This window comes from Microbacterium sp. MM2322 (genome assembly GCF_964186585.1).
Classification (GTDB): domain Bacteria; phylum Actinomycetota; class Actinomycetes; order Actinomycetales; family Microbacteriaceae; genus Microbacterium.
In genome coordinates this window covers 1,766,302-1,779,077 of sequence record NZ_OZ075067.1, presented here as the reverse complement: position 1 = coordinate 1,779,077, position 12,776 = coordinate 1,766,302, and the positions used below count along the sequence as shown (strand labels likewise).

General features: G+C 67.6%; 14 protein-coding genes. 12 read left to right on the top strand and 2 right to left on the bottom strand.

Annotated features, from left to right (window positions below; genetic code table 11):
• Positions 1-57 precede the first annotated feature (57 nt).
• The 9 genes from ABQ271_RS08755 (at position 58) to ABQ271_RS08715 (ending at position 8,558) form a co-directional block, all read left to right on the top strand.
• On the top strand, positions 58-1,743 hold the full coding sequence (locus ABQ271_RS08755) for an ABC transporter family substrate-binding protein (protein WP_349308393.1): 1,686 nt from the start codon (positions 58-60) through the stop codon (positions 1,741-1,743).
• Positions 1,744-1,870: 127 nt separating this feature from the next.
• Positions 1,871-3,781 (top strand): translational GTPase TypA, encoded by a 1,911-nt coding sequence (gene typA, locus ABQ271_RS08750; RefSeq protein ID WP_349308392.1) that lies wholly within the window; start codon positions 1,871-1,873, stop codon positions 3,779-3,781.
• 18 nt (positions 3,782-3,799) lie between these two features.
• Positions 3,800-4,504 carry an AzlC family ABC transporter permease gene (locus tag ABQ271_RS08745; RefSeq protein WP_349308391.1) on the top strand — a complete coding sequence of 235 codons (705 nt, stop codon included), beginning with the start codon at positions 3,800-3,802 and terminating at the stop codon, positions 4,502-4,504.
• Positions 4,501-4,815, top strand: a complete 315-nt coding sequence (locus tag ABQ271_RS08740; RefSeq protein WP_349308390.1) for an AzlD domain-containing protein — start codon at positions 4,501-4,503, stop codon at positions 4,813-4,815. Before ABQ271_RS08745 ends, ABQ271_RS08740 begins: the two co-directional genes overlap by 4 nt.
• Positions 4,816-4,847: 32 nt before the next feature.
• The gene (locus ABQ271_RS08735; RefSeq protein ID WP_349308389.1) at positions 4,848-5,234 is read left to right on the top strand and encodes a DUF6113 family protein; all 387 of its coding nucleotides are present in this window, start codon (positions 4,848-4,850) and stop codon (positions 5,232-5,234) included.
• Positions 5,235-5,243: 9 nt separating this feature from the next.
• The gene (fdxA, locus tag ABQ271_RS08730; protein WP_018188277.1) at positions 5,244-5,564 is read left to right on the top strand and encodes a ferredoxin; all 321 of its coding nucleotides are present in this window, start codon (positions 5,244-5,246) and stop codon (positions 5,562-5,564) included.
• A gap of 7 nt (positions 5,565-5,571) precedes the next feature.
• Complete coding sequence (gene dapC, locus ABQ271_RS08725; protein ID WP_349308388.1) at positions 5,572-6,687, top strand: succinyldiaminopimelate transaminase; 1,116 nt, start codon at positions 5,572-5,574, stop codon at positions 6,685-6,687.
• Between the two features lie 111 nt (positions 6,688-6,798).
• Positions 6,799-8,094: a citrate synthase gene (locus ABQ271_RS08720; RefSeq protein ID WP_349308387.1), complete on the top strand. Its 1,296-nt coding sequence runs from the start codon at positions 6,799-6,801 to the stop codon at positions 8,092-8,094.
• A gap of 86 nt (positions 8,095-8,180) precedes the next feature.
• A complete protein-coding gene (locus ABQ271_RS08715; protein WP_349308386.1) occupies positions 8,181-8,558 on the top strand; it encodes an SHOCT domain-containing protein in 378 nt (125 codons plus the stop codon).
• 3 nt (positions 8,559-8,561) lie between these two features.
• On the opposite strand, the gene dapD is transcribed toward ABQ271_RS08715, so the two are convergent.
• Positions 8,562-9,506 (bottom strand): 2,3,4,5-tetrahydropyridine-2,6-dicarboxylate N-succinyltransferase, encoded by a 945-nt coding sequence (gene dapD / locus ABQ271_RS08710; protein ID WP_349308385.1) that lies wholly within the window; start codon positions 9,504-9,506, stop codon positions 8,562-8,564.
• 36 nt (positions 9,507-9,542) lie between these two features.
• On the opposite strand from dapD, the gene dapE reads away from it, so the two are divergent.
• The 3 genes from dapE (at position 9,543) to ABQ271_RS08695 (ending at position 12,067) form a co-directional block, all read left to right on the top strand.
• Complete coding sequence (gene dapE, locus ABQ271_RS08705) at positions 9,543-10,619, top strand: succinyl-diaminopimelate desuccinylase (RefSeq protein ID WP_349308384.1); 1,077 nt, start codon at positions 9,543-9,545, stop codon at positions 10,617-10,619.
• A complete protein-coding gene (locus tag ABQ271_RS08700; RefSeq protein WP_349308383.1) occupies positions 10,601-11,800 on the top strand; it encodes a hypothetical protein in 1,200 nt (399 codons plus the stop codon). The genes dapE and ABQ271_RS08700 overlap by 19 nt, the downstream gene beginning before the upstream one ends.
• A gap of 93 nt (positions 11,801-11,893) precedes the next feature.
• The gene (locus ABQ271_RS08695) at positions 11,894-12,067 is read left to right on the top strand and encodes a DUF3117 domain-containing protein (protein WP_064506455.1); all 174 of its coding nucleotides are present in this window, start codon (positions 11,894-11,896) and stop codon (positions 12,065-12,067) included.
• A gap of 58 nt (positions 12,068-12,125) precedes the next feature.
• On the opposite strand, the gene ABQ271_RS08690 is transcribed toward ABQ271_RS08695, so the two are convergent.
• Entirely contained in the window at positions 12,126-12,764 is a 639-nt protein-coding gene (locus ABQ271_RS08690) for a class I SAM-dependent methyltransferase (RefSeq protein WP_349308382.1), read from the bottom strand.
• Positions 12,765-12,776: the final 12 nt, after the last annotated feature.

Here is a 12,776-nt window from a genome sequence, read left to right as displayed (position 1 = left end):
CGGCGGGCGCACCATTCCGCCGGTGGTCACCAAAAGGTAAACGAGAGGAACAATCACATGAAGATTCGAGGTGCAAAGCCGTTCGGGTCTTTGGCGCTGCTCGGCGTCGCCGCACTCGTGATCTCTGGTTGTGCTGCCGGCAACACCGGTGCGCCCACCCAGAGTGCGTCTGCGGCTCCGGAACTCCCTGCCACGGCATGGACCCGGGCCGACGCGGCCAAGGTCAAGGACGGCGGCACGCTGACCCTCGCGGTCGGATCGCTGCCCGTGCAGTTCAACATCAACCAGGTCGACGGCAACGAGTCCGACACGGTGAGCATCGTCTCGGGCACCACCGGCGGACCGTTCAAGATCAAGGAAGACGGCACTCCGGTCGTCGACGAGAACTACGCCTCCTCGGCCGAGATCACCAGCGACGACCCGCAGATCGTCGAGATCAAGCTGAACCCGGACGCCAAGTGGGAAGACGGCACGCCGATCACGGCCGCCGACTACATCGCCTACTGGAAGGCTCAGAACGGCTCCAACAAGGCGTTCACCCCTGCCTCCACTGCGGGCTGGGAGGACATCTCCTCGGTCGAGCAGGGTGCCGACGAGTACGACGTCAAGATCACGTTCTCGAAGATCTACGCCGACTGGCAGGCACTGTTCACGGGCGGGCTGCTTCCGGCATCCATCTCGAGCGACCCCAAGGCGTACAACGACGGCTACCGCACCAAGGCGGTTCCGTCGGCTGGTCCGTTCAAGATCTCGAAGATCGACACGACCGGTCAGGTCGTCACCCTCGAGCGCAACCCGCAGTGGTGGGGAGCGACCCCGAAGCTCGAGACCGTCCTGTACCGCGCGGTCAGCCAGGACCAGCAGGGCGCCTCGTTCGCCAACTCGGAGCTCGACGCGCTGTACATCTCGGCCAACGCCGACCTGTACCAGACGGCGAAGACGCGCTCCGACGCCAAGATCGAGACGTCGGGTGGCACGACCTGGACGCACGTCACGATGAACGCGAAGGAGGGCCCGCTCTCCGACGTCAACGTCCGCAAGGCCGTCGAGTCGATCGTGAACCGCGAGCAGATCGCCGCCTCGGCGAACACGCCCGTCGACGCCCCGCCGATCACGCAGGGCGACTTCATCTTCATGCCGGGCCAGAACGGTTATGAGGACAAGGCTCCCAAGACCGACACGAAGAAGGCGGCGGAGTACCTCAAGGAAGCCGGATACGAGGGCAGCGAGGGCAAGAGCTGGACCAAGGACGGCAAGGCGCTCACGCTCAGCGTCACGGTTCCCGCCGACACGGCGACGAACATCCAGCGCTCCGAGCAGGTCCAGGCAGACCTCAACGCCTTCGGCATCCCGGTCAAGCTCGAGACGGTTCCCGCTGCGACCTACTTCAGCGACTACGTCATCCCGGGCAACTTCGAGATGGTGTCGTTCTCGTGGGTGGGCACGCCGTTCCCGATCTCCTCGTCGGAGGCGCTGTACTACCCACTCGACTCCGAGTCGAACTTCACGGGTACGACGGACGAGAAGCTGGGCGACCTGTACGACCAGGCGAACTCCGAGCTCGACCCCGCGAAGCGCATTGAGATCGCGAAGAAGATCAACGACGTGATCTGGGACTACGTCCCGATGTTCCCGATCGCGCCGCTTCCGAACGTCTACGCCGTCAAGGAAGGTCTCGTCAACTGGGGTGCCACCCAGTTCGAGACCATCGACTGGACGATCGTCGGCTGGGCCGCAGAGTAAGCAGCAACACACAGCAAAACCGGCGGGGCGGGGACCGAAAGGTCCTCGCCCCGTCGGCGTTCAGCGGGCTGCGGTAAAGTGGACTGCCGGCATCCCGGCAACACCCTCTCTGCAAGGAATCCCCTTCATGGCGCACGCCCTCCGTCCTGACCTCCGCAACGTCGCGATCGTCGCGCACGTCGACCACGGCAAGACGACGCTCGTCGACGCCATGCTCCGCCAGACCGGCTCGTTCGGCTCGCACGAGCACATGGAAGAACGCGCCATGGACTCGAACGATCTCGAGCGCGAAAAGGGCATCACGATCCTCGCGAAGAACACGACGATCACCTACACGGGCGCCCACTCCGCCGACCCGGTGACGATCAACGTCATCGACACCCCCGGTCACGCCGACTTCGGTGGCGAGGTCGAGCGCGGCCTGTCGATGGTCGACGGCGTCGTGCTGCTGGTGGATGCCTCCGAGGGCCCGCTCCCGCAGACCCGCTTCGTCCTGCGCAAGGCGCTCGAGGCGAAGCTTCCCGTCATCCTGCTGGTCAACAAGACCGACCGTCCCGACGCGCGTATCGCCGAGGTCGAAGAGGAGGCGCACGACCTTCTCCTGGGTCTCGCGTCCGACCTGCAGGACGACGTGCCCGACCTCGACGTCGACGCCCTGCTCGACGTCCCCGTCGTCTACGCCTCCGGTCGCGCCGGCGCCGCATCGCGGAACCGCCCCGACAACGGCTCGCTTCCCGACAACGACGACCTCGAGCCGCTCTTCGGTGCGATCCTCGAGCACGTCCCCGCGCCGTCGTACGACGACGAGGCGCCTCTGCAGGCCTGGGTCACGAACCTCGACTCCTCGCCGTTCCTCGGGCGTCTCGCCCTGCTTCGCGTCTTCAACGGCACGCTCAAGAAGGGGCAGACGGTCGCGTGGGTGCGCGCCGACGGCACCACCAGCAACGCTCGCATCACGGAGCTCCTGAAGACCCGCGCCCTCGAGCGCTACCCGGCCGAGTCGGCCGGCCCCGGCGACATCGTCGCCATCGCCGGCTTCGAGGACATCACGATCGGTGAGACCATCGCCGACCCCGAGGACGTCCGCCCGCTGCCGCAGATCCACGTCGACGACCCCGCGATCTCGATGACCATCGGTACGAACACCTCGCCCCTCATGGGCAAGGTCAAGGGCCACAAGCTGACGGCGCGCATGGTCAAGGACCGTCTCGACCGCGAGCTCATCGGTAACGTCTCGATCCGCGTCGTCGACATCGGTCGTCCGGACGCCTGGGAAGTCCAGGGCCGTGGCGAGCTCGCTCTGGCGATCCTCGTCGAGAACATGCGTCGCGAAGGTTTCGAGCTGACCGTCGGCAAGCCGCAGGTCGTCACGAAGCAGGTCGACGGCAAGACCTACGAGCCCTTCGAGCATCTGACGATCGACGCGCCCGAAGAGTACCTCGGCGCGATCACGCAGCTTCTCGCCGCCCGCAAGGGCCGCATGGACAACATGACGAACCACGGCACCGGCTGGGTGCGCATGGAGTTCATCGTCCCCTCGCGCGGTCTCATCGGCTTCCGTACCGAATTCCTCACCACGACCCGCGGCACGGGCATCGCGAACGCGATCTCGCACGGCTACGAGCCGTGGGCCGGCCACATCTCGACGCGCCAGAACGGCTCCATCGTCGCCGACCGCTCCGGCGTCGTGACCCCCTTCGCGATCATCGGCCTTCAGGAGCGCATGTCGTTCTTCGTCCAGCCGACGCAGGAGGTCTACGAAGGCATGGTCGTCGGCGAGAACTCGCGTGCCGACGACATGGACGTGAACATCACGCGTGAGAAGAAGCTGACGAACATGCGAGCGGCCAGCTCCGACTCGTTCGAGTCGATGACGCCGCCCCGCCTCCTCACGCTCGAGGAGAGCCTCGAGTTCGCGCGTGACGACGAATGCGTCGAGGTCACGCCCGAGGTCGTCCGCATTCGCAAGGTGAACCTGGCTGCAACGGACCGCGCGCGTGCGACCGCGCGTCTGAAGCGCCAGGACGCCAACTCCTGATCCCGCGGTAGCACCCTGATGACGGGTGACGAGACGCCGACCCGGCGCGCATGGCGCGACGCGGTCGGCGTCGCCGTTGCGACCAGCGCCTACGGCGTCTCCTTCGGCGCGTTATCGGTGGCGTCCGGGCTCGACGTCTGGCAGACCTGCGTGCTCAGCCTGCTGATGTTCACCGGTGGATCGCAGTTCGCGTTCGTCGGTGTCATCGGCGGCGGGGGAGTGTTCGGCGCGGCGATCGCGTCGGCGGGTCTCCTCGGCATCCGGAACGTCGCCTACGGCCTCAGGATGTCGCCCGTCGTCGGGCGTGGCTTCTGGCGGCGGGCCGCGGCATCCCACTTCACGATCGACGAGTCGGCCGCGGTTGCTCTCGCTCAGACGGATGCCGATGCCCGCCGCGTCGGCTTCTGGGTGACCGGCATCGGCATCTACGTCGGCTGGAACCTGACGACCCTCGCGGGCGCCCTCCTCGGCGATGTCCTCGGCGATGTGAAGGCTTACGGGTTGGATGCCGCGGCCGCAGCGGCGTTCCTCGCATTGCTGTGGCCTCGCCTGAAGCGGCGTCAGGCGGTTGCGGTGGGCGCGGCTGCCGCGGTCGTCGCCGCTGTCCTCACTCCCGCCCTCATGCCCGGGCTCCCGGTCCTCGTTGCGGCTCTCGTCGCCGTGCTCGTGGGATGGACGAACTGGTTCGCGGGCCGCTCTCCGACGGCGGAGGCGACGTCATGACTCTGTGGCACGCGGTTCTCGTCGCCTCGATCGTCTGCGTGGCACTCAAGACGGTGGGTTACCTCGTCCCGCCGGCGTGGTTCGAAACGCCCCGGTCGTCGCGCACGATCGACCTTCTGACTGTCGCGCTTCTGGCCGCTCTCGTCGTCGTGCAGACCCTCGGCGTCGGGCAGGCGATCGTCGTGGACGCGAGAGTCCCGGCACTTCTGGTGGCCGGTGGTCTCCTGGTGATCGATGCCCCGTTCCTCGTCGTCGTCGCGGCCGCGGCTGCCGTGGCGGCGCTCCTCCGCCTGTGGGGGTGGGCGGCCTGATCGCTCAGGTCGGGCTCGCCTAGACTGTGCAGGTGAACGCCCTCCTCGCCCGCATCGCCACCTGGGTGCTCGCTGCCCTCATCGGCACCGTCTACGGCGTGGCCGGCACGATCGGGCAGGCGGCGACCTGGGGCATCCTCCCGGTCGGTCTGCTCGTCGCCTCGATCGGTTTCCTGGCTCTGCTGATCGCCGTCCGCACGCTGACGGGTGAACGCGCCTCCGCGCTCGCCTGCGGACTCGGCGCCATGCTCGCCACTCTGGTGTTCGCGAACGAGGGCCCCGGCGGATCCGTCGTGGTTCCCGCGCCGCCGGAGGGCGTGGTCATCACTCCCGGTCTCATCTGGACGTTCGTGGTCCCGTTGGTCGCCGCTCTGGTTGTGGCATGGCCGTCGGCATCCCGCCTCCGATCCACGAACTAGACTCGTCCTGTGACGTATGTGATTGCCCTCCCGTGCGTGGATGTGAAGGATCGAGCCTGCATCGACGAGTGCCCTGTCGACTGCATCTACGAAGGCGAACGGTCGCTCTACATCCACCCCGATGAGTGCGTCGATTGCGGCGCCTGCGAGCCGGTGTGCCCCGTCGAGGCCATCTACTACGAAGACGACCTCCCCGCTGAGTGGCAGGACTACTACACGGCGAACGTGGAGTTCTTCGAGGATCTCGGCTCTCCCGGCGGCGCCGCGAAGGTCGGCGTCATCGCGAAGGACCACCCCGTGATCGCGGGTCTTCCTCCGCAGGCGCACTGACCGACCCATGAGCGTCCGCGACCTCGCCGACTACCCGTGGGATGCCGTGGCTCCCTATGCCGAGCGTGCGCGGCAGCATCCGGGTGGCATCGTCGATCTGTCGATCGGTTCGCCGGTCGATCCGACCCCCGACGTCGTCGCCGAGGCGATACGACGTGCGACCGACGCGCACGCGTACCCCCAGACGGTCGGCACTCCCGCCCTGCGTGAGGCGATCGTCGCCTGGTACGCGCGGCGACGCGGCGTGACGGGGCTGACGCCATCGCACGTCATCCCGACCGTGGGATCGAAAGAACTCGTGGCCCTGCTTCCCCTGCTCCTGGGTCTCGGTCCAGATGATGCGGTGGTCCATCCTCGGGCGGCGTACCCGTCATACGAGGTCGGGGCTCGCCTCGTGGGCGCCATGCCGCTCGCGTCTGACGATCCCGATCAGTGGCCCGCGAACACCCGCTTCGTGTGGATCAACACGCCCGGCAATCCCGACGGGCGCGTCCTCGGCGTCGACGAGCTTCGTCGAGCGGTACGCCGCGCGCGGGAGCTCGGGGCGGTCCTCGCCTCCGACGAGTGCTACGCGGAACTCGGCTGGGACGGGCCGTGGGCGGATGCCGCGGTGCCCAGCATCCTCGATCCGCGCGTGACGGAGGGCGACCTCACGAGCCTCCTCTCCGTCTACTCGCTCAGCAAGCAGTCGAACCTCGCCGGGTATCGGGCAGCGTTCCTCGCCGGGGATGCTGCGCTGGTCGCGCGCCTCGTGACAGCTCGCAAGCACCTGGGCCTGATGGTGCCCGGTCCTGTGCAGTCGGCGATGATCGCCGCGCTCGAGGACGACGCGCACGTCGATCATCAGCGGGAGTTGTATCGGTCCCGCCGGAACGTGCTGAAGCCGGCCGTGGAAGCGGCCGGGTTCCGCATCGATCGCAGCGAGGGCGGGTTGTACCTGTGGGCCACCGCGGGAGAAAACGCGTGGGACTCCCTCGGGCGGCTCGCCGAGCTCGGCATCCTGGCGGGACCCGGGCACTTCTACGGGACGCATTTCCCCCACCACGTGCGCTTCTCGCTCACGGCGACCGACGAACGCATCGCGGAAGCGGCGCGGCGACTGACGGCATCCATCTCGTCGTAGCAGATTCGTAGGATTCCTCTCACGGATCCCGCTATCCGTTGGGCGCGTCAGGAGACGCGCCGTCACCCCAGTAGGCTGTAAAGACCGCTCCGACGACCGCAAGGAGGCTTCGTGACCAACGCGGACATCCCTCAGATCGCCACTGTCACCATCGGTGACACGAAGGCAGAACTCCCGCTCATCTCGGGAAGTGAAGGGGTGCCGAGCGTCGACTTCTCCACCTTCACGAAGCAGACGGGCCACACCTCGCTCGACTACGGGTTCGTGAACACTGCCTCGACGAAGTCGTCCATCACCTACATCGACGGTGATCAGGGCATCCTCCGCTACCGCGGCTACCCGATCGAGCAGCTCGCGCAGCACAGCACGTACCTCGAGGTCGCCTGGTTGCTGCTCTACGGCGAACTGCCGACGGCTGACGAGCTCGCCGGGTGGGACGAGAAGATCCGTCGCCACACGCTGCTGCACGAAGACCTCAAGCATTTCTTCTCCGCGCTGCCGCACACCGCGCACCCCATGTCGGTGCTGTCTGCGGCTACGGCGGCCCTCTCGACCTACTACGAGGGGCAGAGCGACCCGCACAACCCCGAGCACGTCGAGCTCAACACGATCCGCATGCTCGCGAAACTGCCAGTCATCGCCGCGTACGCGCACAAGAAGAGCATCGGCCACGCCTTCCTGTACCCCGACAACTCGCTGAGCTTCGTCGACAACTTCCTCAAGCTGAACTTCGGCAACAACGCCGAGCCGTACGAGATCAACCCGGTGATGTCGCGTGCACTCGAGCGGTTGCTCATCCTGCATGCGGACCACGAGCAGAACGCGTCGACCTCGACGGTCCGCCTCGTCGGTTCGACCGGTGCGAATCAGTTCTCCTCGATCTCGGCGGGCATCAACGCCCTGTACGGTCCGCTCCACGGTGGTGCGAACGAAGCCGTCCTCGACATGCTGGGCCGCATCCGCGACTCCGGCGAGAGCGTGCAGCGCTTCGTCGAGCGGGTCAAGAACAAGGAAGACGGCGTGAAGCTCATGGGCTTCGGGCACCGCGTCTACAAGAACTACGACCCGCGCGCGAAGCTCGTGAAGGAGTCCGCTGACGAGGTTCTGCGCGAGCTCGGCGTGGTGGACCCGCTTCTGGCCCTCGCCAACGAGCTCGAGGAGATCGCGCTCAGCGACGACTACTTCAAGGAGCGTCGTCTGTATCCCAACGTCGACTTCTACACCGGCGTGATCTACAAGGCTATGGGCTTCCCGACGCGGATGTTCACGCCGCTGTTCGCGATCGGCCGTCTGCCGGGCTGGCTGGCGCACTGGCGTGAGATGCAGAACGACCCGCAGACGAAGATCGGTCGCCCCCAGCAGCTGTACACCGGTGCCGGCGAGCGGGACTATCCGACTTCTCACTGACTGACGCGGCCATTGGCCGCTAAAGTGTGCCCATGATGGTCCATGGGGGAGTAGTCGGTCCGGCGTCCGCAGCGGCGGGTCCCGGGATGCCCGGGCCCGGTGGCGGCGACGATGGGTTCTTCGGACCCGGGATGCCGGGGCCCGATATGGGCTTCGTCGGCGGCGCTTTCGGGGTGATCTTCGGTCTCGCGGTGGTCATCGTGATCGCGGTGACCGTTTTCGTGATCGTCGTTGCAGCCCGCAAACGTCGGGTACTCCGGGATGCCGGCATCGATCCGTACACCGTCGACGCAGCGATCGCCGCGAAGGTCCTTCGGAGCGACGTGCTCTCCTCGTCAGGCTCCGCGGGTCAAGCGCCGCCTTCGGTCGAGCAGCGTCTGGCCGAACTCGACGACCTCCGTGCGCGCGGTGTCATCAGCGAGGACGAGCACCGCGAGGCGCGCGCGGCGATCCTCAAAGGCTGACTGTCAGGCGTGCAGGTCGGCGTTGAGAGTCACGCCGACACCGTCGCGACGAACGGCCTCGACAGCGCCTGAGAGCGAGTTGCGTCGGAAGAGGATGCCGTCCCGGCCCGAGAGCTCGGCACCCTTCGCGATGGGCCGCGTACCGTCGTGGCTCACGGCTTCGCCGGCGAGGACGATCTTCGTTCCCGCTGTGACGTAAAGACCCGCTTCGACGATGCAGTCGTCGCCGAGCGAAATACCGATCCCCGCGTTCGCGCCGAGCAGTGTGCGGCGGCCGATCGACACGCGGTGGTTTCCGCCGCCGGACAGCGTCCCCATGATCGAGGCGCCGCCGCCGACGTCGCTGCCGTCGCCCACGACCACCCCCTGGGAGATGCGTCCCTCCACCATCGACGCACCGAGCGTTCCGGCGTTGAAGTTCACGAAGCCCTCGTGCATCACGGTGGTGCCGGGCGCGAGGTGGGCGCCCAGGCGCACGCGCGACGCGTCGGCGATCCGGACTCCCGGCGGTACGACGTAGTCGGTGAGGCGCGGGAACTTGTCGAGCCCGTTCACCTGGATGCCGGCGCGCTGCAGTCCGGGCCGCAGTCGCGTCAGGTCGTCGGGGTGCACCGGACCCGCGCTCGTCCACGCGACGTTCGGCAGGTGGCCGAAGATCCCGGTGAGGTCCAGCTCATTCGGAGCGACGAGGCAGTGCGAGAGTGCGTGGAGACGCAGGTAGGCGTCGGACGTGCCGGTCGGAGCAGCATCCAGGTCGATCTCGACGACGACGACCTCGACCGCGACGGCACGCCGCTCATCCGGACCGGCGAATGCGGCGAGTTCGGAGGTATCTGCATCTGCCGGCGCGCGACCGAACGCCGGCCGCGGGTACCAGGTGTCGAGCACGGTGCCGTCCGCGCTCGTCGTCGCCAGACCGATGCCCCAGACCCACCGTGCGTCACTCATGCGTCCAGGCTATCGGGCCTCGTTAGACTCGACGTCATGCCCCGGCTCGACCTCCGCTCCAGCGCCGTCGACCTGACGCGCACCATCTGCGACATCCCGAGTGTGTCGGGCGACGAGGCCGTCCTCGCCGACGCGATCTTCGAGGCGGTGTCGGCCCTCCCGCATCTCGAGGTTCACCGCGACGGCGACACGATCGTCGCGCGCACCTCCCTCGGCCGCGCGCAACGCGTCGCGATCGCGGGGCACATCGACACGGTTCCCCTCAACGAGAATCTCCCCACGCGAGACCAGCACGTCGACGGGGAGGCGTTCCTCTGGGGGCGCGGGACCGTGGACATGAAGGCGGGTGTCGCCGTACAGCTGAAGCTCGCGGCCGAGCTGACGGATCCCCGCATCGACATCACCTGGATGTGGTACGACCACGAGGAGGTCGCTGCCGAGTTCAACGGGCTGACGCGGCTCGCGGCATCCCGTCCCGACCTCTTCGAGGCGGACTTCGCGATCCTCGGCGAGCCGTCGAACGGACAGGTCGAGGGCGGGTGCAACGGGACCCTCCGCGCCGTCGTGCGCACCACGGGCGTTCGCGCGCACAGCGCACGCGCCTGGATCGGCGAGAACGCGATCCACAAGGCCGGGCCCGTGCTCAGCCGGCTCGCGGAGTACCGACCGCGCGAGATCGAGGTCGACGGACTTCTCTACCGCGAGGGACTCAACGCTGTCGCCATCCGCGGCGGGATCGCGGGCAACGTCATCCCCGATTTCTGCGAGGTCGACGTCAATTACCGCTTCGCACCCAGCAAGGATGCTGCGGCCGCCGAGGCGCACGTGCGAGACGTCTTCGCCGGTTTCGACGTTGAGATCGTGGACCTGTCCGAAGGCGCCCGACCCGGGCTCGATGCTCCGCTCGCGCAGGAGTTCGTGGCCGCTGTCGGCGCGGAGCCGAAGCCGAAGTACGGCTGGACCGATGTGGCCCGGTTCTCGGCGATGGGCGTGCCCGCCGTCAACTATGGTCCCGGCGACCCGCACCTCGCCCATCACGACGAGGAGCGTGTTCCCCTCGCGCAGATCGAGGATGTGGAGCGGGGCCTGCGGGCATGGCTGAGCGGCGACTGAGGACCGCAGCCTCCGTCGCCGGCACCGTCGCCGCCGTCTACGTCTCGGCTCGCCTCGTCACCACCCTCTTCTTCTGGATCGCCGCCGAACTCTCCGGGCCGACGTCACGGTTCGGGCCGGATGCCACGATCGGGTCGCTCGCGATGGGCTGGGATTCGCAGTGGTACTGGGTCATCGCCGACCAGGGGTATCCGTCGACGCTCCCGGTAGGTGAGAACGGGCAGGTCACGGAGAACGCCTGGGCCTTCCTGCCGCTCTTCCCGTGGCTCGCACGTGCTCTCGGTACCGCCCTCGGCGGCTATCCCGCCGGGGCGGTCATTCTCGCGATCGTGGCGGGGTATGCGGCATCCGTCGTCTTCTTCGTGCTGCTGCGGGACCGCATCGGCGAGACGGCGTCGCTCTGGGCGGTCGTGTTCTTCGCCAACGGTCCGATCGCGGCGATGTTCCAGATGGGGTACTCCGAGTCGCTGGGACTTCTGTGGCTGTTCCTGGCCCTCTGGGCTCTGCTGCGGAGACGCTTCGGCTGGATGTACCCGATCATCGTCCTCATGGGGTTCACGCGCCCCGGCGTCCTCGCCTTCGCGCTGCTCCTCGGGCTCTACGGCAGTTACCGCTGGATCCGGCGGCGGGAGGATCCGCTTCCGGTCGGTCACGTCGTTCACATCGTCGCTCTCGGTGCGCTCGCGACGATCGTCGGGTTCGCGTGGCAGGCCATCGCGGGAATCGTGACGGGGGACCCGTCGGCGTACCTGGACACCGAGCTCGCGTGGCGTCGGAGCTGGGTCGGGTCGGAAGAGCAGTTCGTGCCGTTCGCGGGATTCGTGAAGGCCGCTGGCGTCTGGTTCGGGATCTGGGGTCTTCCTCCGGTGCTGGGGGTGGTCGTCCTCGTGATCCTGGTGCTGGGTGCCGCCGCAGTGCTGGCCCGCTCACGCCAGGTGCGCCGGCTCGGGCCGGAGATCCGGCTCTGGGGGGTCAGCTACCTCGTCTACCTGCTGGCGGTGTTCTTCCCGCAGTCGAGCACCTTCCGCCTCCTCCTTCCGTTGAGCCCCGTCGCTGCGGCCGTCGCGGTGCCGCGATCCCTGTGGTGGCGGGGCGGAGTACTGGTTCTCTGTCTGGCCGGGCAGTGGCTGTGGATTCACGAAATGCTGGCACTCGGGGACACGTTCTTCCGGATTCCGTGACATTACGCGTCGCCTGAAAGCCGCGCGCGCCGTAGGCGTTCACCCCATTGGGTAGACTAATGAGGTAGTCCGAAGACGAAAAGGAGCCCCACAATGGCAGCCATGAAGCCGCGCACTGGAGACGGACCTATGGAGGCCGTCAAGGAGGGCCGCCTGATCATCGTTCGTGTTCCGCTCGAGGGGGGCGGTCGACTTGTCGTCTCGGTGAATGACGACGAGGCGAAGGAACTCCACAGCGTTCTCAGCGGGGTCGTCGGCGCCGCCTGACCCGGTTCGACGCGAAAGGCCGGTCTCTTCGGGGACCGGCCTTTCGGTGTTCGTGGGATCAGGGGTGATCGGCCACCGTCGTCAGTTGAAGGAGACCTTCGCCGACGATGGAGAGGGCGCCGAGGACGGCGGGGGAGGCCTGCGTCTCTTGGATGAGGGAGCGGTACGCGCTTTCGACGGGGCCACGCTTCACCGGATCGGCGACCGCACCGCCGGCGAGGACGCGCGGCACGAGGACGGTGCCGCCTGCGCGCGCGAGGCGGAGACCGTGTTCGACGTACTCGATGACGCCTTCGGGGTCCGCGTCGATGAGGACGATGTCATACGACGCTTCGTTCATCCGCGGCAGGACATCGGCGGCGCGACCGGTGATGAAGCGCACACGAGCCGCGGGGACGCGGGCATCGGTGAAGGCCTTTCGCGCCACGGCGAGGTGCTCGGGTTCTTTGTCGATGGTGGTCAGCGTCGCCCGCGGCGACCCGTGCAGCAGCCAGAGGCCGGACACACCGCCGCCCGTACCGATCTCGACGATGTTGAGCGCCCGACCGGCCGCAGCGATGACAGCGCACTGAGCTCCGACTTCGGCGCTGATCGGGTTCGCACCGATCTCGAGAGCATGCGCCCGCGCACGCGCGATGGCGTCGGTCTCGACCGTCGCCTCGGCAGCGAACCTGCGAACCGCCTCGTGATCTCCCATGTGGTGAACCTC

Bases quoted from the DNA above. Each gene is read 5' to 3' on its own strand.
- ABQ271_RS08755 (WP_349308393.1), top strand. From the start codon at position 58: ATGAAGATTCGAGGTGCAAAGCCGTTCGGGTCTTTGGCGCTGCTCGGC.
- typA (WP_349308392.1), top strand. From the start codon at position 1,871: ATGGCGCACGCCCTCCGTCCTGACCTCCGCAACGTCGCGATCGTCGCG.
- ABQ271_RS08745 (WP_349308391.1), top strand. From the start codon at position 3,800: ATGACGGGTGACGAGACGCCGACCCGGCGCGCATGGCGCGACGCGGTC.
- ABQ271_RS08740 (WP_349308390.1), top strand. From the start codon at position 4,501: ATGACTCTGTGGCACGCGGTTCTCGTCGCCTCGATCGTCTGCGTGGCA.
- dapC (WP_349308388.1), top strand. From the start codon at position 5,572: ATGAGCGTCCGCGACCTCGCCGACTACCCGTGGGATGCCGTGGCTCCC.
- ABQ271_RS08715 (WP_349308386.1), top strand. From the start codon at position 8,181: ATGCCCGGGCCCGGTGGCGGCGACGATGGGTTCTTCGGACCCGGGATG.
- dapD (WP_349308385.1), bottom strand. From the start codon at position 9,506: ATGAGTGACGCACGGTGGGTCTGGGGCATCGGTCTGGCGACGACGAGC.
- dapE (WP_349308384.1), top strand. From the start codon at position 9,543: ATGCCCCGGCTCGACCTCCGCTCCAGCGCCGTCGACCTGACGCGCACC.
- ABQ271_RS08700 (WP_349308383.1), top strand. From the start codon at position 10,601: ATGGCTGAGCGGCGACTGAGGACCGCAGCCTCCGTCGCCGGCACCGTC.
- ABQ271_RS08695 (WP_064506455.1), top strand. From the start codon at position 11,894: ATGGCAGCCATGAAGCCGCGCACTGGAGACGGACCTATGGAGGCCGTC.
- ABQ271_RS08690 (WP_349308382.1), bottom strand. From the start codon at position 12,764: ATGGGAGATCACGAGGCGGTTCGCAGGTTCGCTGCCGAGGCGACGGTC.